Annotated in this window: 19 protein-coding genes; 10 read left to right on the forward strand and 9 right to left on the reverse strand. The window is 75.5% G+C overall.

The annotated features are described in order from the left end of the window. Nucleotides 1-33 precede the first annotated feature (33 nt). The gene (locus ACI8AA_RS01775; RefSeq protein WP_457042799.1) at nt 34-1,212 is read right to left on the reverse strand and encodes an NAD(P)/FAD-dependent oxidoreductase; all 1,179 of its coding nucleotides are present in this window, start codon (nt 1,210-1,212) and stop codon (nt 34-36) included. Between the two features lie 248 nt (nt 1,213-1,460). On the opposite strand from ACI8AA_RS01775, the gene ACI8AA_RS01780 reads away from it, so the two are divergent. The 3 genes from ACI8AA_RS01780 (at nt 1,461) to ACI8AA_RS01790 (ending at nt 3,904) form a co-directional block, all read left to right on the forward strand. Further along, complete coding sequence (locus ACI8AA_RS01780; protein WP_457042800.1) at nt 1,461-2,360, forward strand: MBL fold metallo-hydrolase; 900 nt, start codon at nt 1,461-1,463, stop codon at nt 2,358-2,360. Nucleotides 2,361-2,438: 78 nt separating this feature from the next. Next, nucleotides 2,439-3,188 (forward strand): FadR/GntR family transcriptional regulator, encoded by a 750-nt coding sequence (locus tag ACI8AA_RS01785; protein ID WP_457042801.1) that lies wholly within the window; start codon nt 2,439-2,441, stop codon nt 3,186-3,188. After that, the gene (locus ACI8AA_RS01790) at nt 3,188-3,904 is read left to right on the forward strand and encodes a cache domain-containing protein (protein ID WP_457042802.1); all 717 of its coding nucleotides are present in this window, start codon (nt 3,188-3,190) and stop codon (nt 3,902-3,904) included. The genes ACI8AA_RS01785 and ACI8AA_RS01790 overlap by 1 nt, the downstream gene beginning before the upstream one ends. A 71-nt stretch (nt 3,905-3,975) precedes the next feature. Here ACI8AA_RS01790 and ACI8AA_RS01795 read toward each other — a convergent pair whose 3' ends face one another. After that, nucleotides 3,976-4,989: an SGNH/GDSL hydrolase family protein gene (locus ACI8AA_RS01795; RefSeq protein WP_457042803.1), complete on the reverse strand. Its 1,014-nt coding sequence runs from the start codon at nt 4,987-4,989 to the stop codon at nt 3,976-3,978. A 246-nt stretch (nt 4,990-5,235) separates the two neighbouring features. Here ACI8AA_RS01795 and ctaD point away from each other — a divergent pair, with 246 nt between their 5' ends. Then, on the forward strand, nt 5,236-6,993 hold the full coding sequence (gene ctaD / locus ACI8AA_RS01800) for an aa3-type cytochrome oxidase subunit I (protein WP_457042804.1): 1,758 nt from the start codon (nt 5,236-5,238) through the stop codon (nt 6,991-6,993). A 50-nt stretch (nt 6,994-7,043) separates the two neighbouring features. Here ctaD and ACI8AA_RS01805 read toward each other — a convergent pair whose 3' ends face one another. Continuing rightward, nucleotides 7,044-8,957 (reverse strand): alpha/beta-hydrolase family protein, encoded by a 1,914-nt coding sequence (locus ACI8AA_RS01805; protein WP_457042805.1) that lies wholly within the window; start codon nt 8,955-8,957, stop codon nt 7,044-7,046. A 220-nt stretch (nt 8,958-9,177) separates the two neighbouring features. Then, nucleotides 9,178-9,597: a hypothetical protein gene (locus tag ACI8AA_RS01810; protein WP_457042806.1), complete on the reverse strand. Its 420-nt coding sequence runs from the start codon at nt 9,595-9,597 to the stop codon at nt 9,178-9,180. 126 nt (nt 9,598-9,723) lie between these two features. Here ACI8AA_RS01810 and ACI8AA_RS01815 point away from each other — a divergent pair, with 126 nt between their 5' ends. After that, nucleotides 9,724-10,917 (forward strand): NAD(P)/FAD-dependent oxidoreductase, encoded by a 1,194-nt coding sequence (locus ACI8AA_RS01815; RefSeq protein WP_457042807.1) that lies wholly within the window; start codon nt 9,724-9,726, stop codon nt 10,915-10,917. Here ACI8AA_RS01815 and ACI8AA_RS01820 read toward each other — a convergent pair. Next, nucleotides 10,896-11,624 carry a B3/B4 domain-containing protein gene (locus ACI8AA_RS01820; RefSeq protein ID WP_457042808.1) on the reverse strand — a complete coding sequence of 243 codons (729 nt, stop codon included), beginning with the start codon at nt 11,622-11,624 and terminating at the stop codon, nt 10,896-10,898. The genes ACI8AA_RS01815 and ACI8AA_RS01820 overlap by 22 nt on opposite strands. Continuing rightward, on the reverse strand, nt 11,621-12,211 hold the full coding sequence (locus tag ACI8AA_RS01825) for a helix-turn-helix domain-containing protein (protein ID WP_457042809.1): 591 nt from the start codon (nt 12,209-12,211) through the stop codon (nt 11,621-11,623). Before ACI8AA_RS01825 ends, ACI8AA_RS01820 begins: the two co-directional genes overlap by 4 nt. 65 nt (nt 12,212-12,276) lie before the next feature. Here ACI8AA_RS01825 and ACI8AA_RS01830 point away from each other — a divergent pair, with 65 nt between their 5' ends. The 3 genes from ACI8AA_RS01830 to ACI8AA_RS01840 all read left to right on the forward strand — a co-directional run bounded on the left by ACI8AA_RS01830 (nt 12,277) and on the right by ACI8AA_RS01840 (nt 15,339). Continuing rightward, nucleotides 12,277-13,386 (forward strand): trans-sulfuration enzyme family protein, encoded by a 1,110-nt coding sequence (locus ACI8AA_RS01830; protein WP_457042810.1) that lies wholly within the window; start codon nt 12,277-12,279, stop codon nt 13,384-13,386. A 96-nt stretch (nt 13,387-13,482) separates the two neighbouring features. Then, the gene (gdhA, locus tag ACI8AA_RS01835) at nt 13,483-14,832 is read left to right on the forward strand and encodes an NADP-specific glutamate dehydrogenase (protein ID WP_457042811.1); all 1,350 of its coding nucleotides are present in this window, start codon (nt 13,483-13,485) and stop codon (nt 14,830-14,832) included. 111 nt (nt 14,833-14,943) lie between these two features. Further along, a complete protein-coding gene (locus tag ACI8AA_RS01840; protein WP_457042812.1) occupies nt 14,944-15,339 on the forward strand; it encodes a VOC family protein in 396 nt (131 codons plus the stop codon). 6 nt (nt 15,340-15,345) lie between these two features. Here the strand turns inward: ACI8AA_RS01840 and ACI8AA_RS01845 are convergent, their stop codons facing one another. The 3 genes from ACI8AA_RS01845 to ACI8AA_RS01855 all read right to left on the reverse strand — a co-directional run bounded on the left by ACI8AA_RS01845 (nt 15,346) and on the right by ACI8AA_RS01855 (nt 19,058). Continuing rightward, a complete protein-coding gene (locus tag ACI8AA_RS01845; protein ID WP_457042813.1) occupies nt 15,346-16,206 on the reverse strand; it encodes a PhzF family phenazine biosynthesis protein in 861 nt (286 codons plus the stop codon). A 62-nt stretch (nt 16,207-16,268) separates the two neighbouring features. Continuing rightward, entirely contained in the window at nt 16,269-18,452 is a 2,184-nt protein-coding gene (locus tag ACI8AA_RS01850; protein ID WP_457042814.1) for an MMPL family transporter, read from the reverse strand. A 6-nt stretch (nt 18,453-18,458) separates the two neighbouring features. Continuing rightward, a complete protein-coding gene (locus tag ACI8AA_RS01855; protein ID WP_457042815.1) occupies nt 18,459-19,058 on the reverse strand; it encodes a TetR/AcrR family transcriptional regulator in 600 nt (199 codons plus the stop codon). A 133-nt stretch (nt 19,059-19,191) separates the two neighbouring features. Here ACI8AA_RS01855 and ACI8AA_RS01860 point away from each other — a divergent pair, with 133 nt between their 5' ends. Beyond that, a complete protein-coding gene (locus tag ACI8AA_RS01860) occupies nt 19,192-20,028 on the forward strand; it encodes an HpcH/HpaI aldolase/citrate lyase family protein (RefSeq protein ID WP_457042816.1) in 837 nt (278 codons plus the stop codon). Between the two features lie 86 nt (nt 20,029-20,114). After that, the gene (locus ACI8AA_RS01865) at nt 20,115-21,272 is read left to right on the forward strand and encodes an NAD(P)/FAD-dependent oxidoreductase (RefSeq protein WP_457042817.1); all 1,158 of its coding nucleotides are present in this window, start codon (nt 20,115-20,117) and stop codon (nt 21,270-21,272) included. Nucleotides 21,273-21,364: the final 92 nt, after the last annotated feature.

Below are 21,364 nucleotides of genomic sequence, written 5' to 3' on the forward strand. Positions count from 1 at the left end.
CACTCCTTGCGTGCGGGGGATCGGACGGGGCGGTCAGGGGGCCTGGGTGGCGGCCGGCGCCGTCGGCGCCAGTCGGGCCGGATCCCAGCCCGGGTCGGTGGCGGCGAAGGTCGGCTCGGGGACGCCGACGAGCGCCTCGGCGGCGACCCGGCCGATGGCGGGGGCGAGCTGGATGCCGTTGCCGCCGCCGCCGACGGCGCACACGACGTCCGCGCGGGAGGGGTGGCGCCCGACGATCGGCCGGTGGTCGGGCGTCATCGGGTAGAGGCCGGTCCAGCTGCGCCCGATCGCCGCTCCGTCGGTGTCGGCGAGCCGCTCGGTCAGCCGCTCGACCAGCTCCTCCAGGAAGGCGTCGTCGACCCGGCCGAGGGGCACGTCGGGCGAGACGGCGTCGGCGACCGCCTCCTCGACGTGCAGCCCGGCGATGAGCTGGTCGGCGCGCTCGGAGCGGAAGTAGACGCCGGCCCGTCCGGAACCGGGCACGTAGTCCATGACGAAGGGCAGCAGGGGGGTGAGCGGCTCGGCCAGCTCGATGGTCACCGCACCGTGCAGCTGCGGGACCAGCGGCACCGGCGCCCCGAGCAGGTCGCCGACCGCGCCGGCCCACGGGCCCGCCGCGTTGACCACGACGTCGGCCTCGACCGTCCCGCGGGCGGTCGTCAGGATCCACCCGCGGGAGGACACCTCCGCGCCGACCAGCGGCTCGTTCGTCAGGACCCGTCCGCCCCGTTCGCGGACGAGCCGGGCGGCCAGCGTGCAGTACTCGTAGCCGTCGATGTGCCCGTCCGAGGGGCCGAAGAGCCCGCCGACGAGGTCGTCGACCACCAGCTGCGGCCACCGTCGGGCGATCTCGGCCGGGGTCAGGACCTCGGCGTCCGGCACGCCCGCGGCGCGCTGCCGCTCGAGGCTGCGCCCGTAGGCGCCGAGGTCCGCCGCGCTGCGGGCGGTGCGCAGGTAGCCGCCGTGGACGAAGGTCAGGCCGTGGTCGCGTTCCAGGCGGTCGTAGTGGCGACGGCCGTGCGCCCGGACCGCGATGTCGGCCGTCTCGACGTACTGGGTCTCGACCATGCCGACGGACAGCCCGGACGAGCCGTCCCCGGGGTGGCCGGCGTCGAGGACGACGACGTCCCCCACGCCGAGGTCCTGGAGTTCCGTGGCGGTGGACAGCCCGCAGACCCCGGCGCCGATCACCGCGACACGGACATCACTCACGTCGAACTCCTCGGGAGTCAGCAGGGGGCCTCAGCGGGGGAACCTCGTCCAGCGGCCGCGTGGGTGTCCGGCCTGCTGTGGCTGCGGGTGGACGTCGGCCGGGTCGTCGGCCGGAGGTCCACCTCGGCGTGCGGGTAAACATATAAGCCTGTCGGTTTGAGTCAACGGTCATCGGCCGAGCGGTTACCGGATCGTGTTCTGAGCGCGTCCGGCCGGTGCCCGCCGCCGCGAAGGGGTGCACTGCACACATGCGTCCAGGTGCTGACCACGACGTCCGGTACGGGGGCGTGACCGTCCTCGCCTCCCCGGAGGGCGGCCGCTATCCCTGCGGCAACTCGCTGCTGGTCTCCGGGTCCGAGGTCACCGTCCTCGTCGACCCGTCCCTCGAGGTCTCGCGCCGCGGGCGGGCCACGGGGGCGGTAGACCTGGTGGCGGTGAGCCACGGCCACGAGGACCACGTCTCCGGGCTGCACGTCTTCCCCGAGGTGCCGGCCCTGGTGCACCCGGCCGACGCCCCGGCGGTCCGGGACCCGGAGGTCCTGCTGGCGGGGTTCGGGATCGCCGGCCCGGAGGCGGCGGAGTTCCGCGCGACCCTGCGGGACACGTTCTCCCTCGTCGGCCACGCGGACGTCCGGCCCGTCACGGACGGCGAGGTGATCGACCTCGGCGGGCGGACGCTGACCGTCGTCCACCTCCCCGGGCACACCGCGGGCCACTGCGGCTTCCTCGTCGAGCCCGACGGCTTCCTCTTCACCGGGGACATCGACCTGACGTCCTTCGGTCCGTACTACGGCGACGTCGGCAGCGACCTGGACGCCTATGAGGCCTCCCTGGCGCGGCTCCGGGGCGTCGAAGCCCGCTGGTACGGCACCGCGCACCAGCGCGGGGTCGTCGAGGGCCGGGCGGAGTTCCTCGCCCGGCTCGAGGAGTTCGCCGCGGTGATCGACCGCCGCGACGAGGCGCTCCTCGCGATGCTGACCGAGCCGCTGACGGTGGCCGAGGTCGCCGCCCGGCGGCTGGTGTACCGCCCCCACGTCCGGCTGCCCTTCGTGGCCGCCGTCGAGCGCCGGACGGCCGAGTTGCACCTGGAGCGCCTGCGGCAGGCGGGGCGGGTGCGTGAGGACGACGGTGTCTTCCAGGCCCTCTAGCCCGGGGTCCGCGCCGGCCGGGCGCACTAGGGTGGCCGGCGGGATCGGCGTCCGCGACGCCACGGGACCGGAGGTGACGTGCGCACCGATCTGCTGTCGACGCTGACGCGGCGGGTGCTCTTCGCGCCGCTGGCCGACCAGGGCCGGGCGGACGTCGTGGCGGTCCGGCTGCGCACCGCCATCACCCTCGGAGTGCTCGCCGAGGGCGAGCAGCTGCCGGCCGAGGCCGACCTCGCCGCGCAGTTCAACATCTCCCCGGTGACCCTCCGGGAGGCCCTCACCCAGCTGCGGGACCAAGGCCTGGTCACCACCAAGCGTGGCCGCGGGGGCGGCACCGTCGTCACCGCCGGGCGGCCGGACCAGCTCCGTGCGGCGGCGGAGCAGGCTCGCCCGCTGTCCGGTCTCGACCTGCGCGACCTCGCCGACTGGCGGCGCGCCGTCGCGGCGGAGTCCGCGGCGCTCGCCGCCCGCCGGGCCTCCGCCGAGAACGTCGCCCTGCTCGAGCGGGGCAGCGGCCGGCTGTCCACCGCCGGCGACGAGGTGGAGGCCCGCCGGGCCGACAGCCGGTTCCTCATCGAGCTGGCGGCGGCGGCGCAGTCGGTGCGGCTGAGCACGAGCATGATCGGTCTGCAGGTGGAGTACGCGCCGTTGCTGACCCTCGCGTACGTGGACACAGGTGTGAGGTCGACCGTGTCGCAGTTGTTCGAGGCCACCGTCCGCGCCGTCCGCGACGCGGAGCCCGACGTCGCCCGCGGGTGCGTGATCCGGGCGGTCGACCACGTGGCCGGCCGGGTCGCGGAGCTGCGCACCCGCGGGTGGGCCGTCTGATGTCCGGTCCGGTGTCGGCGTCCGCCGACGGCGCGCTGCGGGACGTCGCCGCCGGTGTCGTCGAGCTCACCGCCCCGGTCTTCCGCGACCTGACCGGCCTCGGGGAGACGGCCGCCCGGCGGCTGGACCTCACCCGGCACCCCGTCTTCGGCGAACCGCGGGCCTGGGACGCCCTCGAGCCCGACGTGAGCGCGATGCTCCGGAACCGGGCGCTGGTCACCGGCGCCGGTCTGGCGGTCCGCCCGCCGACCGAGTCGGGGGCAGGGGTGCCCTCGATGGCCTGGTGGGTCGTCCGGGACGGCGAGGTCCGCGTCAAGCAGCACGTCCTCAACCCCCGGTCCGACTCCTTCTACGACGTCCCCCGGGCCCGCTGGTTCCGGGTGCCCTACGCCAGCGGGGCGCCCACGCTGCTCTCCCCGTACGTCGACAGCTGGGGGACCGACGACGTCACGATGACCGCGGCCGTGCCGCTCGCCGTGGGCGGCGAGACCCTGGGCGTGGTCGCCGCGGACCTCGACGTCCGTGCCTTCCTCGACGCCGTCGAGCGACTGCTCGTGGAGGCGGGGGCCACCGCCCTGCTCGACGAGGAGGACCGGGTCATCACCGCGATCCACCCGCACCTGGAGACCGGGACGAGGCTGGCCGCCACGGAGGTGGGCCCGGTGACGGCGCGCACCGGGATCACCGAGTTCGGCTGGGCCGTCGTCCGTCTCTGACCCCGCCGCGGGTGCCGCGGTCCGGGAGGCCCCGGCTGCCGGACCGCAGCGGAGGCCTCCCGGACGGTCGGTCAGACGTGCCTGGCAGCGGCCGCCTCGTCGTGCACGAAGCCGGCGATGAGCTCCCGCGTGGCGGCGGTGAAGTGGCCGTAGCCGGCGAAGGCGTACGTGCGGTCCGCGTCCGGGCTCACCCAGGCGTCCGGCCCGCAGGCGAACCCGCCGTCGGTGCACGCGTCGCCGTCCACGACCTCGAACCCGTACGCGGCGGGGGAGGCCTCGACGTCGGCGAACAGGCCGGCCACGTCCACCAGCCGGACCCGGCGGTCCTCGGGGAGCGCGTCGGCCAGCGCCAGGTTGAAGGTGGTGGTGAGCGCCCCGGCCAGCGCGTTGCCCCCGGCCTGGATCCCGGGTCCCTCGGCGGTGATCCCGAGGTCGATCATGTTCAGCACCGCCACCCGCTTGGCTCCGGCGGCCAGGATGTCGGCGACCAGGTCCGCCTCGCGCTGGGCCACCGCCACGACTTCGTCGGTCGCCTGCTCGATCTCCTCGCCGGTGAGGTCCCCGACGACGAAGCGTGCGGCCTGCTCCTCGTCGCCGGCCAGGTAGGTGAGGATGTCGTTGCCGCCCGCCCAGACGGTGACCAGCTGGTGGCTGTCGAAGGAGCCGTGCTCGTCCAGGAACGTCTCCAGCTGGGCGGTCATGGGGCGTGGGGTGCCGTCCGGGTCGTCGGTGATCGGCGCGACGAAGGCCCCGCCCTCGGCGTAGTTCAGGCCGCCGACGGTCTCCTCGGAGACGACGGCGCCGTCCTCTCCCTGAGTCACGACGCGGTTCACCTCCTGGTCGGCGCCGTACTCGGCGGCGAGCAGCTGTGGCCACGCCTCGCCCGGCGTCGTGCCGAAGACGAAGCCGAAGGTGCCGGCGTCCGACCAGCTGTCCCCGAAGGACACGACCTCGCGGACCGGACCGGTCGGCTGGTTGCCGGGCCTGTTCTCCGGTGCCGCCGCCGCAGCGGAGGAGGCGCAGACGGTCGGGACCAGGACGGCGGCGAGCACGGCCGCACGGGCGGAACGACGGGCGGTGGGCATGGGGGACCTCCGGGGGAGCGCTGGGGTGGGGCGGTGAACCTATAGCGCTGTCGTTTTTACGGTCAACGTGCTGCCCGGGTGTGGCCGCCGCGTGTCGATCGCGCCGCCGGGGCCCCGGTGGCGATGCCCACCGGCGGGTCCCACAGCGGGTGTCCGCCGCCGGCGCGAGGTGCATTGCCGCGGTCGTCCGGGCCTCCTACCGTGATCTGCAGTCAGCGCCAGACACGGTGATGACGGAGGCGCACCATGACCATCGCCCCGGCGCCCATCGTCAGCCGCCCGTATGCGCAGCCCCCGCCCGCCCGGGGGTCCCGGCTCAGCAACCTGCTGCGGACCACGGACCACAAGACCATCGGCCTGATGTACCTGGTCACGTCGTTCGCCTGGTTCATCGTCGGCGGCTTCATGGCCATGCTGATCCGCGGTGAGCTGGGCCAGCCCGGGCTGCAGTTCCTGTCGCCCGAGCAGTACAACCAGCTCTTCACCATGCACGGCACGATCATGCTGCTGTTCTTCGCGACGCCGCTGTTCTTCGCGTTCGGCAACCTGGTCATGCCGCTGCAGATCGGCTCGCCGGACGTCGCGTTCCCGCGGCTGAACGCGTTCTCGTACTGGCTGTTCCTGTTCGGCAGCCTCATCGCGGTCTCGGGCTTCTTCACCCCCACCGGCGCGGCCGACTTCGGCTGGTACGCCTACACCCCGCTGTCCGACGGCACGCACTCCCCGGGGATGGGAGGGAACCTGTGGATCGCGGGCCTGGCGGTCAGCGGCCTCGGGACCATCCTCGGGGCGGTCAACTTCGCCACGACGATCGCCTGCCTGCGGGCGCCGGGCATGACCATGTTCCGGATGCCGATCTTCACCTGGAACACGCTGGTCACCAGCATCCTGGTGCTGTTCGCGTTCCCGATCCTGACCGCGGCGCTGTTCGCGCTGCTGGCCGAACGCCACCTCGGCGCCGTCGTCTACTCGGACGAGAACGGCGGGCCGATGCTGTGGCAGCACCTGTTCTGGTTCTTCGGCCACCCCGAGGTCTACATCATCGCGCTGCCGTTCTTCGGCATCATCACCGAGGTCATCCCGGTGTTCTCGCGCAAGCCGCTGTTCGGCTACAAGGGGATGGTCGGCGCGACGCTGCTCATCGGCGGGCTGTCGGTGACGGTGTGGGCGCACCACATGTACACGACGGGCGCGGTCCTGCTGCCGTTCTTCGCGTTCCTGACCTACCTCATCGCCGTGCCGACCGGCATCAAGTTCTTCAACTGGATCGGCACCATGTGGCGCGGCCAGCTGACGTTCGAGACGCCCATGCTCTGGTCGATCGGCTTCCTCGTGACGTTCCTGCTGGGCGGCCTCACCGGGGTCCTGCTGGCCAGCCCGCCGCTGGACTGGCACGTCAACGACAGCTACTTCGTCGTCGCCCACTTCCACTACGTCGTCTTCGGCACCGTGGTGTTCGCGGCCAACGCCGGCATCGCGTTCTGGTTCCCCAAGCTGTGCGGCCGGATGATGGACGAGCGGCTGGGCAAGCTGCAGTTCTGGATGACCTTCATCGGCTTCCACGGCACCTTCCTGGTCCAGCACTGGCTGGGCGAGGAGGGCATGCCGCGGCGGTACGTCGACTACCTGCCCACCGACGGCTTCACCGCGCTCAACACCGTCTCGACGATCTTCTCCTTCGTCCTCGGCGCCTCCATCATCCCGTTCCTCTACAACGTGGTGACGTCGTGGCGGTACGGGCGGCCCGCGCTGCGCGACGACCCCTGGGGGTACGGCAACTCGCTGGAGTGGGCGACGTCCTCGCCGCCGCCGCGGCACAACTTCACCGAGATCCCGAGGATCCGGTCGGAGCGCCCGGCCTTCGAGGCGCACCACCCGGACCTGGTGCCGCGGCTGCACGCCGAGGCGCACGTCGGCAAGCGGCACCAGCCCTACGGCGGGGTCAGTGAGCTGGTCGAGGGCACCGGCCCGCGCCAGGGCCCGAACGACCCCGACTTCACCTGACCCGCCGGCCCGGGCGGCGCGCCGGTCCGGGGCCCGCCCGTCCGGGCCGGTCAGTCGACGGCTCCGGGGACGGCGGCGAACATCCGCTCGCGCACCGTCTCGCGCACCTGCAGCGTCTGCTCGATCCGCAGGAGCTGCTCCTCGGACGCGGGCAGCCCGAACACGTCGGAGAGGAAGCGGGGGAGGTCCGCGCGGTAGTCGTGCTGCGTCGCCCCGAAGGGCCCGGACGTCTGCGCGTTCTTCATGTCCACCAGGCTCTGGAAGAACGTCGTCAGCGGGCGCCAGCGCATCGCCGGGGGGACGCCGCGGGGACTGCCGGCGGCGACCGGCTCGGGGCGGGGCCGCGCGGCGCCCAGCCAGTCCGGGGGGTACCAGAGCAGGTCCGGCCCGAACCTCGTCACGCCGTCGTTGTCGTGGCTGAGCAGGACGAAGCGGGGCGGGCGGCCGCGTCGTCCGGCCAGCGCGGCGTACTGGGCGTGGTCGTTGACGACGGCGACGGCGTCGGGGTCGACGTCGAGGCGGTCGCCGCGGGTGACCTGGCGCATCCACCCGCTCCCGTACGGCGTGCCGATCCACAGCGCCCGGTCGATCCCCATCGCGTCGAGCCCGAGCGTGCCCCAGTGCAGGAACACGTCCTGGCTGGTGTGCGCGCCGAGGCTCTCGCCGAAGACGACGACGCGCGGACGGCGGCCGGGACGGTCCCGCAGGCGCTGGAGGACCCGCAGCCACAGCAGCCGGTTCTGCTCCCGGGCGCGGGGGACCATGCCGAGGGACAGCGGCGACGGGCGGCGGGAGTACTGCAGGGCCACGGTGGCGACGTCGCCGAGCGCGAGGTACTGCAGCGCCGCCGTGGCGACGTAGTTCACGTAGCCGGTGCCGGTCGGCGAGACCAGGACCAGCAGCGACCGGTCGAACGCGCCGGTCCGCTCCAGCTCGGCCATCGCGAGGTCCACCCGCGCGCGGGGGGTCGGCGCGTTGTCCAGCCCGACGTACACCTGGACGGGGGCGGCGCGCGCGGGCGTGCCCATGACGGTCTCGATGGACAGGTCCGGCACGCCGTCCGGGAGCTCCGCGACCGGGCGCGGGCGGACCGAGGCGAGCGCGTGCAGCCGGCCGTCGCGCCCCATGCCTCCCCAGGCGACGAGGCTGCCGGGGCCGCCGCTGACGGTCGCCGGCACCCACCGGTCGCTCTCGCCCGCCTCGAGCACCGGGACGTCGACCGACGTCCTCGCCTCGATCCGCCGCATCGCCCGGTGCCAGACGGTGGAGGCACCCAGCCCCAGGCCGGCGAGGAAGCCCGCGTGGCCCACCGGGCGCCAGATCTCCGGAGGCCCGGGCAGGACCGTCCCCAGCCGGCGGGCGAGGAGGTCGACGAGGGCGTGCTCGCCGTAGGCGACCCCCGCGAAGGAGCCGACGACCCCCGTCGCGACCCCGAGGGACGACAGCGGTGACGGGGCCTCCGCCCCGGCCGTGCTCCTCGCGTGCTCACCGGCCCGCAACCGGTCCAGCACGTAGGCGACCGCCAGACCCAGGGGGATCGCCAGCGGGACGGAGGCCAGGCGCCCGTGCAGCCGCAGGCGGTCGTCCAGCGCCTGCGCGCCGAGCCGGGCCCCGCCCAGCAGCGCGCTCCCGAACCCCGTGGCACCCAGTCGCCAGGCCGCCTGGCGCACGACGCCGCGCAGCGGGTCGTCGGCGCGCGGCGGGAACGCCCGGAGCGCCGCCAGGCCGAGCGGCACGGCCGCGCAGTCGACCGCGATCGTCCCGGCGCTCCGCGCCGACCCGGACGGCGTCCCCCTGAGGAGCAGGCGTGCCGTGGCCTCCAGCGCGTCCTGCGTCCCGGCCGAGAGCACGTAGTGCAGTCCCGTGGCCAGCCCGGTCACCAGTCCCTGGTCCGCCGCGCTGCGGGAGGAGAGGGAGGGGGCGAACGTCCCGGGGGCCATCGCCGCGGCCACCGCCAGCCCCACGTCGGGTGCGGTGCTCTTGACCGGGGTCCCCCCGCGGCCCTGCCGTCCCGCTCGTGTCCGTCCCGTCCGGGCTCGTGCACGTCCCATGACCGCATGGTGGGCCCGGTGGGGTGGGTCGCGGCTCACCCTCCCGGTGCGAGCCTGCAGGGTCGCCACCGGGGTCCGACGCCGTCCGCGCACGCCGCTCCCGGGCGCGCCGCCCGTCCCGCGGCCGGCGCGGTCAGCAGCCCGAGGTCGTCTCCTCCAGGAGGGCGTCGGCTCCCTGGACGAACGAGCCGACGGCGGCCGCCGCCGTGCTCAGCGTGCCGGCGGACGGATCGGCCTGCGCCGCGTCGACGGCCTCTCGCACGGCGTCGGCCTCGGCCTGCACGTCGTCGACGTCTCCGCCGTACTCGGCACGGGCCGCGTCCGCGAACTGCCCCCAGTCCTCCTCCACCGTCGCCCAGGCCTCCTCCAGCGCGGAGGTGCCCTGCTCGACGACCGGGACGTCCCGCAGCGCCGCCAGGGAGGTGCGCAGGTCCTCCGCGGGACCGCACACCCCCGCGCCCGAGGACGTCGCCGGGGAGGTCGCTGCCGAGTCCGCCGAGTCCGACGAGGAGCACGAGACGAGTCCCGCTCCCAGGGCCACGAGCGCCAGCACGGACACGCACCTCGACATGCCGCCGACCGTGCCCTCCGGCGGCGGGCGCTGCGTCGTCCGCGGCGGATGAGACCCGCGGGACCACACCTGACCGCCACGCCGGTGGCGGTGCACGACGATCAGCCCGTGGACGCGAGCCTGGTGCCCCTGTGGCAGGACGAGCCGTACCGCCCCCGGTCCCCGCTGGAGGGGGAGGTGCGGGCGGACGTGTGCGTGGTCGGCGCCGGCGTCGGCGGGCTGGCGACCGCCCGGCGGCTGCTCGACGCCGGCCTCTCGGTGGTCGTGGTCGACCGGCACGAGGTGGCGTCGGGCGCCAGCGGCCGCAACGGCGGCTTCTTCATCGCCGGCGCCGCGCCGATGTACCACGAGACCCGCGCGCTCTGGGGGCGGGAACGGGCGGTCGCCGTCCACGCGGCGACGCTCGCCGCCCAGCGGGAGGTGCTCGAGGTGGCCGAGGCCGTCGGCGCCCGCGCGCACTTCCGCGTCGACGGGCTGCTCCGGCTCGCCGTCGACGCGGCCGAGGCCGACGACGTCCGGGCCAACGCCGCGGCGCTCGCCGAGGACGGCTTCCCCGGGCAGGTCGTGGCGGGCGACGACCTCCCCGGCCCGCTCGCCCGGCCGGAGCGCGCCGGGCTGCTCCTCCCGCACGACGGGTCGGTGCACCCGGTCCGCTGGCTGCGGGCGCTGGCCGCCGCACTGGAGGCGCGCGGCGCGCGGGTCTTCGAGCGCTCGGCGGTGGTCGCGCCGCCGGCCGCCGACGGGGACGGCGTCGTCGTGCGGACGGCGGCCGGGACGGTGCGCTGCGACCGGGCGGTCGTGGCCGTCGACGGCGACCTTGCGGCGCTGGTCCCCACGGCGGCGGCCGTGCGCCCGCGGCGGCTCAACATGCTCGCCACGGCACCGCTCGGCCGGGCGGTCCTCCCGTTCCCCGTCTACGCGCGGTACGGCCACGAGTACGTGCACCAGACCGCGGACGGCCGGATCGCCCTCGGCGGCTTCTCCGACCTCGACGGGGACGCCGGCTGGACCGACCGCGCCGAGGTCTCCGCGCCGGTGCAGGCGCGGCTGGACCGGTGGCTGCGCGAGGAACTGCGGGCCGAGGCGCCGGTCACGCACCGGTGGGCCGGTGTCGTGGGCTTCGCCGAGGACCCCATGCCCCGGTGCGGGCCGGTCCCCGGCACCGGCGGGCGGGTGCTCGCGCTGGGCGGCTACAACGGCACCGGCCACGTGCAGGCGTGGGTCGCCTCCCGCGTGGTGGCGGACCTGGTCGTCAGCGGCGCGAGCTCCTCCGCCGGGCTCTACGCCCCCGTCGACGCCTGAGCGCCGAGCAGCCGCCGGTGGACGACGGCGCCGGGGCCGAGCGCGAGCAGGGCCTCGGTGAGCGCGTCGGCCGCGGCGTGCGCGTCGTCGTCGGTCATCGGGTCCAGGACGTCGAGGACGAACAGCGCGCTGGTGGTGCCGGTCGTGATCCGGGTGCGGACCCCCTGCCGCCAGTTCCAGCGGCGGCAGGTGACCCCGGCGTCGTCGCGCCACACGACCTCGCCGGGCTCCGGGTGCTCGACGGCGGGCTCGCCGCCGGCGGTGGTGTCGAAGGGCTCGCTGCCGTCGGCGCGCACCAGTCGCGGCGGGCCGGCGTAGGCGGCGCGGTCCTCCCCGCCGAGCGGCAGCAGATGGGCGACGGAGACGGCGTTGTAGACGTCGGTGATCCGGTCGATGCGCGGCAGCCCGTCCGGGTCGAGCCTGCGCAGCAGCGCCTCGACGCTGGGCCGGGTGCGCTGCGGCTTGGCGCCGAAGGCCCGGTAGGCCTCCCGCCAGGCGGCCGGGTGCGGCAGCTCCTCGGGCCGGCGCCCGTCGAGCCGCTCCCGCGCGGTGGCCTCGGCGGCGGCGAGGACGCGCTCGCTGGCCGCGTCGCTGGGGCCGCCCTCGAGCCCGTCGGCGGTGAGCAGCAGCGCCCGGTAGTCCGGGCGCAGGGCGAGCACGGCGTCGTCGACGGCGGCCGCGGCCAGCCACTCCTGCGGGTCGGTCATCTGCGTCCTCCGGTGACGTCGGGCTGGAACACGGTCAGGGCGAAGCGGGCGGGGCCGGGCGCGTCGGCGGGGGCGGCGTAGCCGTGGGGGACGTCGCCGGCGAAGGCGGCGGAGTCCCCGGCCGCCAGCCGGTCGGTGCGGTCCCCGACGCGGAGGCCGACCGTGCCCCCGAGCACCAGCAGCAGCTCCCGGGTGCCGGCGCTGTGCGGCTCGCTCGCGTGCTCCTCGCCCGGGTGCAGGGTCCAGTCCCACAGCTCGACGACGTCGGGCGGCTCGGTGCCGGCGACCAGCAGCGCCCGACCGCCGGACGGGCCGCGCCACAGCACCGGCGCCTCCCCGGCGGCGGTGACGGTCAGCATGCGGGGGCGCTCGACGTCGACCAGCACGGGCAGGCCGACGCCGAGGGCGTCGCTGATCCGCAGCAGGGTGGCGATGCTCGGGTTGCCCTCGCCGTGCTCGATGGTGATGACCATCCGGCGGCTGACGCCGGAGCGGTCGGCCAGCTCGTCGAGGGTCCAGCCGCGGGCGGTGCGGTGCTGCCGGACCCGCTGCCCGATGAGCTCGTTGACCCCGGGCGCTTGCGCCATCCCGACCCTTCCCTCGTACGCTGCCTTCTGAAGTGCAACATACTGCATCGAAGGAGGCGGTGTCCGTGGAGCTGCGGACGGAGACCCGGCTGGCGGTCCTCGGTCGCGGGAGCGGGACGCCCGGGCAGCCGCTGAACGTGCCGATCGTGCCGGCGTCGAACTTCCGCGCCGCCCCGGCCGGGACGGCGGGGCGCGAGTACTCCCGCGACGACGGCACGCCCGGCTGGGAGGCGTTCGAGGAGCTGCTCGGCGACCTGGAGGGCGGCGCCGCGGTGGCCTTCTCCTCCGGGATGGCGGCGATCGCCGCGGTCCTCGAGCTGCTGCCGGTGGGGGCGCGGGTGGTGGTGCCCCGGGACAGCTACACCGGCCTGCGCGCCCTGCTCGCGGACGGCGCGGCGGCCGGCGGGCGCTGGGCGGTGCGCACGGTCGACGCGGCCGACGCCGGCGCGCTCGCCGCCGCGGCCGGCGACGCGGACCTGGTCTGGCTGGAGACGCCGAGCAACCCGCTGCTCCAGGTGGTCGACGTCGCCGCGGTCGCCGCCGCGAGCGGCGCGCTCGTCGCCGTCGACAACACCTTCGCCACCCCGCTGCTGCAGAACCCGCTGCGGCTCGGCGCCGACTTCGCCGTGCACAGCGCGACCAAGGCGATCGGCGGGCACTCGGACCTGCTGCTCGGCGCGGTGGTGTGCCGCCGTCCGGAGGACCGGGCGCGGCTGGCCCGCCGGCGCGAGGTCGCCGGGGCCACGCCGGGCGCGCTCGAGGCCTTCCTCGCGCTGCGCGGGGCCCGCACCCTCGCCGTCCGGCTGCGCCGGGCGCAGGAGTCCGCGGGCGAGCTGGCCCGCCGGCTGGCCGCGCACCCCGCGGTGCTGCGGGTGCGCTACCCGGGCCTGCCCGGCGACCCGCACGCCGCCCTCGCCGCCCGCCAGATGCGCGGGCCCGGCGCGGTGCTCGCCTTCGAGGTCGCCGACGCCGCCACCGCGGACGCGGTGTGCGCGCACGTCCGGGTCGTCGCGTCCGCCACCAGCCTCGGGGGCGTGGAGTCGACGGTCGAGCGGCGGGCGAAGCTGCCCGGGCAGGAGCACGTGCCGGCCGGGCTGGTGCGCCTCAGCGTCGGGATCGAGCACGTCGAGGACCTGTGGGCCGACCTCGCGGCCGCGCTGGAGGCCGCCGGGTAGGTCCCGGGGTGGGTGCCGGGGCGCGCGGCCGGGGAGCGCATCATGGCCGCACCCGCGGATCCGGACGGATCCGGCCGAGGAGCGGAGGGACACCCCGTGGCCGACAGCCTCCCGCCGGTGGTCGAGCGCATCCACGAGGAGGTGCTGCGACGCAACCCCGCGGAGCCGGAGTTCCACCAGGCGGTCCGCGAGGTGCTCGAGTCGCTCGCCGTGGTGCTCAGCCGGCACAGCGAGTACACCGAGATGAAGACCGTCGAGCGCATCTGCGAGCCCGAGCGGCAGGTCATCTTCCGGGTGCCCTGGCAGGACGACTCCGGCGAGGTGCAGATCAACCGGGGGTTCCGCGTCGAGTTCAACTCGGCCCTCGGCCCCTACAAGGGCGGGCTGCGCTTCCACCCGTCGGTCAACCTCGGGATCGTCAAGTTCCTGGGCTTCGAGCAGGTGTTCAAGAACGCGCTGACCGGCATGCCCATCGGCGGCGGCAAGGGCGGCTCCGACTTCGACCCCAAGGGCCGCTCGGACGCCGAGGTCATGCGCTTCTGCCAGTCGTTCATGACCGAGCTCTACCGGCACCTCGGCGAGTACACCGACGTGCCCGCCGGCGACATCGGCGTGGGCTCCCGGGAGATCGGCTACCTGTTCGGCCAGTACAAGCGGATCACCAACCGCTACGAGTCCGGGGTCATCACCGGCAAGGGCCTGGGCTGGGGCGGCGCGCTGGTCCGCACCGAGGCCACGGGCTACGGGGCGGCCTTCTTCGCCGAGGCGATGATGGAGGCGGCCGGGGAGTCCTTCGACGGCCGGCGCGTCACCGTCAGCGGGTCGGGCAACGTCGCCGTCTACGCGGTGGAGAAGGTGCACCAGCTCGGCGGGACCGTGGTCGCCTGCTCGGACTCCAGCGGCTACGTCGTCGACGAGAAGGGCATCGACCTCGAGGTCCTCAAGCAGGTCAAGGAGGTCGAGCGGGCGCGGATCGGCGAGTACGCCGAGCGGGTCGGCTCGGCGTCGTTCGTGGCCGACGGCAGCATCTGGGACGTGCCCTGCGACGTCGCGATCCCGAGCGCGACGCAGAACGAGCTCGACGGCGACGCCGCCGCCGTCCTCGCCCGCGGCGGCTGCCGCTACGTCGTCGAGGGGGCCAACATGCCGGCCACGCCCGACGCGGTCCGGGTGTTCCGCGAGGCCGGGGTCGCGTTCGCGCCCGGCAAGGCCGCCAACGCCGGGGGAGTGGCGACCTCCGCGCTGGAGATGCAGCAGAACGCCTCGCGCGACCGCTGGACCTTCGAGCACACCGAGGCCCGGCTGGAGGAGATCATGCGCGGCATCCACGAGCGGTGCCACGCCACCGCCGAGGAGTACGGCTCCCCGGGCGACCTGGTCCTCGGCGCGAACGTGGCCGGCTTCCTGGAGGTGGCCGAGGCCGTCCACGCGCACGGCCTGGTCTGAGGCGGGGTCCGAAGGGGACCGGCCCGGTCTCCGTTGCCCCTGCACCCGGGCCGGGGCTAGCGTCCGCGGACGTCAGCGCGGGGGACCCGTCCCACCACTCGGGAGCCGGCCATGCTGGACGACAGCCGCGTCGCGGCGAACATCCCGGCGAGCGACCTCGACCGGGCGCGCACGTTCTACGCCGACAAGCTGGGACTCACCCCGGTACGCGAGCTCATGGGTGAGGTCCTGGAGTACGAGACCGCCGGGGGCACCCGGTTCGGGGTCTACCGGACCGAGTACGCCGGGCAGGCCGGGCACACCATCGCCCAGTTCCACGTCGACGACGTCGAGGCCCAGGTGAAGGAGCTCAAGTCCCGCGGGGTCGCCTTCGAGGTGTACGGGGACATGCCCGGCGTCGAGTGGAGCGGGGAGATCGCCTCGATCCCCGGCATGGGCAAGGCCGCCTGGTTCACCGACAGCGAGGGCAACGTCCTGTGCATCGACCAGGAGGACGCCCGCGCCTGACGCGGCTCACCCCGGGAGGGGGACGGCGGTGCCGCTCACCTCGACGCCGCCGCTCCCGGCCGGCACGTGCACCGACAGGGTGCTCGGCCGGCCCATGTCCGCGCCCTGCAGCACGGTGAGCCGGGCGGGCACCGCCACGTGCCCGCCCTCCCGCAGGTAGCCGCCCAGCGCCGCCGCGGCCGCGCCGGTGGCCGGGTCCTCGACGACGCCGCCGGGCGGGAACGGGTTGCGCGCGGCGAACGTGGTCGCGTCCTGGCGCCACACCAGCGCGACCGTCGTCCAGCCGCGGTCGGCCATCAGCCGGCCGAGCCCGGCCACGTCGTAGTCGAGCACGGCCAGCCGCGCGCGGGAGGCGAGGGCCAGCACCGGGTGCCACGCGCCGGCGTAGGCCACCCGTGGCGGCAGCGCGGGGTCGAGGTCGCCCGGGGCCAGCTGCAGCAGGGCCAGCAGGTCGCGCAGGTCGGCGTCCGCGAGGGGCTCCGTCCGCGGCGGGACGCTGGTGAGGGTCGCCGTCCATCCGCCGTCGGGGCCGCGCTCGGTGCGGACCGGCACCTCGCCGGCCGCGGTGCGCAGGTGTAGCGTCCCCGCGCCGGCGCGCTCGGCGTGCGCGACGGCGGTGGCGATCGTCGCGTGGCCGCAGAAGCTCACCTCGGCCAGCGGGCTGAAGTACCGGGCGTCCAGGCCGTCGCCGCGGGGGAGCAGGAACGCCGTCTCGGAGAACCCGACGTCGGCCGCGATCGCGAGCATCTCGTCGTCGGTCAGGCCGGTCGCGTCGAGCACGACCCCGGCGGGGTTGCCGCCGGACGGGTCGTCGCTGAACGCGACGTACCGCAGGACCTCGGGACGGGGGGCCGGAGCCGTGACCACGCCGACATGAGACAGCACGGCCCGCCTCCCCGGGAGGGGAGACCGGCCGTGGGTGTCCCGGGTCAGCGCGGCTCGCCGGCCAGCGCGGGCTCGCGCGCGGGCCCGGGGTGCCGCTCCAGCGCGGCGCCCTCGACGTCGAGCACCGGCAGCCAGCGCAGCCAGCGCGGCAGCCACCAGGCGGCGCTCCCGAGCAGCGCCAGCGCGGCGGGCACCAGCACCATCCGGACGACGAACGCGTCGAACAGGATGCCGATGGCCAGCGCGAAGGCGATCGACTTGATCGTCGCCTCGCCGGCCGGGACGAACCCGGCGAACACGCTGAACATGATCAGCGCGGCGGCGACGACCACCGGCGCGGCCTGCCGGAACCCGGTGCGGATGGCCTCCAGCGGCGGGGTGCCGTGGCTGTGCGCCTCGTGCATCCGGGACACCAGGAACACCTGGTAGTCCATCGCCAGGCCGAACAGGATGCCGATGACCAGGATCGGGGTGAGGCTCAGCAGCGGGCCGGTGGTGTCCAGGTTGACCACGTCGGCCAGCCAGCCCCACTGGAACACCGCCACGGTCGCGCCGAGCGAGGCGCCGATGGTCAGCAGGAAGCCCAGGACGCCGACCAGCGGCACCGGCAGCGACCGGAAGACCAGCACGAGCAGCACCAGCGCCAGCCCGACGACGAGCAGCAGGTACTTCGGCAGTGCCTCGTCCAGGCTCTGCGCGACGTCGACGCTGACCGCCGTCGCGCCGGTGACGTAGGCGTCGACGCCGTCGAGGTCGGCCAGCTGCGCGCGCAGGTCGGCGACGAGCTGCTCGGTGGCCTGCGTGGTCGGGCCCGACTCGGGGATGACGGTGAGCAGCGCGGCGGTGTCGTCGGCGTCGGGCACCGGCGGCGCGACCAGCGCGACGTCGTCGAGGCCGCTGACCGCGCCCGCGGCCTGCCCGGCGGCCTCCGCGGCGCGGTCGCCCTCGAACAGCACGGTGATCGGGCCGTTGAAGCCCTCGCCGAAGCCCGCGGCCAGCAGCGCGTCGGCGCGGGCGGCGGAGGTGCCCTCGGCCGGCGTCTGGATCAGCGTGGTCTGCATGGAGGCGACCGGGATCGCGATCACGCCGAGGCCCACGATGGCCAGCAGCAGCGAGGCGGTGCGGAACCGGGTGACGGTGCCGACCCAGCCGCCGAGGAAGCCCCGCCCGCGGGCCGGCGCGGCGGTCCCGGCGGTCGCCGCGGCACGGCGCCTGCGCGGCAGCACCCGGTGCCCGAGCAGGGCGAGCACCGCCGGCACCAGCGTGAGCGCCACCAGCACGGCGACGACGATCGTCGCGGCCGCGGCCAGACCCATCTGGGTCAGGAACGGGATGCCGGCGACGAACAGGCCGGCCAGCGCGATGACGACGGTGAGGCCGGCGGTGACCACCGCGGAGCCGGCGGTGCCGACGGCCAGCCCGATGGACCGGTGGACGTCGGTGCCGCGCAGCAGCTCCTGCCGGTGCCGGGTGACGATGAACAGCGTGTAGTCGATGCCGACGGCCAGGCCGAGCATCGCGGCGAGGATCGGCGTGGTCGAGGACAGGTCGACGAAGCCCGTGGCGATGGTGATGCCCAGGACGCCGACGCCCACGCCGACGAGCGCCGTCAGCAGGTTCATGCCGGCCACCGCGAGCGCGCCGTAGGTGACGGCCAGGACGACCAGCGCGACGACGACGCCGAGGACCTCGGCCGGGCCGCCGACGGCCGGCACCTCCTCCAGCGCCTGCCCGGTGACCTCGACGGTCAGCCCGGTGTCGCGGGCGTCGGCGACGGCGTCGCGCAGCGCGTCCTGCTCCTCGGGGGTGACCCCGCCGGCCTCGGCGTCGTAGGTGACCGTGCTGTAGCCGACCGTCTGCTGCGGGTTCACCGACGGCGCGGCCGGGTCCAGCGGGTCGGTCGCGGAGACGACGCCGGGCAACTGCCCGAGCGTGCCGGCCAGCCCGGCGACCGCGGCGGCGCTCTCCGGCGCGGTCAGCGTGGCGCCCTCGGGTGCGGCGACGACGACCCGCGCGGACACGCCGCCGGCGCCCGCGCCGAACTCCTCGCCGATCCGCTCCAGCGCGGTCGTGGACTCCTGGCCGGGGATGGAGAAGCTGGTCGACGTCGGCCCGGAGAGGGTGACCGCGCCGACGCCGCCGGCCACGAGGACCAGCAGCCACACGGCGAGGACGGCGAACCGGTGCCGCGCGGAGGAGGTCCCGAGACGGGACAACAGGACTGCCATGGACGATCAGGCCTCCGCCTGGGTGGGGTGGGAAGGGGTCGCGCCCGGACGGCGGTGGCCGAGCGCGTCGAAGCAGGTCGCGACGACGTACGGCCGCCACGCCGGTGTCAGCTCTGCCTGGCGGGCGGCCAGGGTGAGGACGGCGAGCGCGCCGAGCGCACCGACGACCCGGACGCACCGCTCGGGCTCGGCGGTCTCCGGGTCGACGCCGAAGGCCGCCAGCGCCATGGCGCCCGCCCCCTCGGTGAGGGCCCCCTCGGCGCCGGGCTCGCCCTGCGTGGCCGGCGCCAGGAGCAGGGCGACGACGCCGGGGTGGGCCAGGGCGACGTCGACGAGCACCTCGACGGCGCGGAGGTCGCGCGCCGGGCCCAGCGGCAGGTGCGCCACCTGGTCGAGCACCCGTCTGCCGAGCGTCCCGGCCTGGGCGAGCACGGCCTCGTGCAACGCGTCCTTGCTCGGGTAGTGGTGCAGCAGCCCGGCCTTGGACAGGCCGACGGCGTCGGCGACGTCCTGCACCGACGTCTTGGCGTAGCCGCGCCGGGCGAAGAGGGCGGCGGCGCGGTCGAGGATCCCCTCGTCGATCTGCTGCCGGAACGGGCGGGCCACGCTCCCAGGCTACGGGGGACCGACCGATCCGGTCGGCCGACCGCCCGATCCGGTCGGCGTGGGGTCGCTCACAGCATCCCGCTGGCCGGGAGTCGCTCCCGGGTCCCCGTCCGCACCGGGCGAGGATGACGTCATGACGACACGCAGGAGGGTCGGCCCGGCGGACGCGCGCTCGTGGCTCCTCGTCAACGGCGCCCGCCCGGAGCTCTTCGCGGAGCGGTACGCCTCGCGCGCGGACCAGGTGGTGCTCGACATCGAGGACGCCGTCGACCCGGCCCGCAAGGACGAGGCCCGCGCCGGCGTCGTCGAGTGGCTGCAGGACGGCGACCGGTCGACCTGGGTGCGGATCAACGACCACTCGACGCCGTTCTGGGAGGACGACGTCGCCGCCCTCGCCGGCCTGCCCGGGCTGGCCGGCGTGATGCTGGCCAAGACCGAGGCCGGCGAGCACGTCACCGAGACCTTCGACCGGCTCGGCGGCTCGACGCCGGTGCTCGCGCTGGTGGAGTCCGCACTGGGCATCGAGGAGGCGGTGGGCATCGCCCGCGCCCGCGGCGCCTTCCGGCTCGCCTTCGGCAGCGGCGACTACCGCCGCGACACCGGCACCAGCGCCGACGACCTGGCGATGGCCTACCCGCGCTCCCGGCTGGTCGTGGCCAGCCGGATCGGCGGCCTGCCCGGCCCGATCGACGGCCCCACGGTGAGCACCAGCCACCCGGTGCTGCGCGAGCAGTCCGCGGTCACCGTGACCCTCGGGCTCACCGGCAAGCTGTGCCTGGACCCCGAGCAGGCGCCGGTCATCAACGAGGTGATCAGCCCCGCGCCGTCCGACGTCGCGTGGGCGCTGGACTTCCTCGCCGACTTCGAGGCCCGCGGCCAGGTGATCCGCGACGGCAGCGACCTGCCCCGGCTGGGCCGGGCCCGCAAGATCGAGCGGCTGGCCGAGACCTTCGGGGTCCGGCCCGCCTGATCGGGCCACGCGGCGGCCGGGTCGTGGTGCGGGGGACCTCCAGGGCCCAGGATGGGGCTCCGGTCCCGTCCTGAGCAGGAGGTCCCATGACCCGGCAGCTGCCCCGCTCGGCCTCGGTCGTCGTCGTCGGCGGCGGGGTCGTCGGGCTGGCCACGGCCTACGAGCTCGCGCTGGCCGGGGTGCCCGACGTCGTCCTGCTGGAGCGGGACGCCCTCGGGTCGGGCTCGACCTGCCGGGCCGCCGGGGGCGTGCGGGCGATGTTCTCCGACCCGGTGAACGTCGCCCTCGGCGCCCGCAGCCTGGAGACCTTCCGCGACTTCCCGGCCCGGTTCGGGCAGGAGATCGACTTCGCCCCGGTCGGCTACCTGTTCCTCCTGGACGACGCAGCGGCCGTCGCGGACTTCGAGGCGGCGGTCGCGCTGCAGAACGACCTCGGCGTGCCCAGCCGGATGGTCGACGTCGCCGAGGCGGTGCGGCTGTCCCCGATGGTCGACCCGGACGGGCTGCTGGCCGCCGCGTGGTCGCCCACCGACGGGCACTGCACGCCCGAGTCGGTCGTGCTCGGCTACGCCTCCGCCGCGCGGCGGGCCGGGGTCACCGTGCTGCCGCACTGCCCGGCGACCGGCATCGACGTCCGCGACGGGCGGGTCGCCGCGGTCGCCACGGCGGCGGGCACGATCGAGACCGGGGCCGTGGTCTGCGCGGCCGGCCCGTGGTCGGCGCAGGTCGGCGCGTGGGCCGGCGTCGACCTGCCGGTGAGCCCGCTGCGCCGGCAGATCCTGGTCACCGAGCCGGTGCCGGGCCTGGACCCGCACACGCCGTTCACCATCGACTTCGGCACCTCGTTCTACTTCCACCGGGAGGGCGAGGGCCTGCTCATGGGCATGTCCGACCCCGACGAGACCCCCGGCTTCCGGCTCACCCGCTCCGACGCCTGGCTGCCACGGCTGGGCGAGGCGATCGAGCGGCGGGCGCCCGCGCTGGCCGGCGTCGGCGTCGCCGGTGGGTGGGCGGGCCTGTACGAGATGACGCCGGACCACAACGCCCTCATCGGCCGCGCCGCCGACGTCGAGGGGTTCCTGTACGCCACCGGCTTCTCCGGCCACGGCTTCCTCATGGGGCCCGCGGTCGGGGAGGTGGTGCGTGACCTGTACGTCGGCGCGCAGCCGTTCGTCGACGTCTCCGGGCTCGACGTCCGCCGGTTCGCCGGCGAGGGTGTCCGCCCCGAACTGAACATCGTCTGAGGACCCCTCTGCCCCCCACCGCTCGCACACTCGCGGCGGGACCCTTGCAGAGGGCCGGACCGACTCGAACACCGTCCTTCGACCCGAGGAGC

The organism is Geodermatophilus sp. SYSU D01180, from assembly GCF_054050415.1.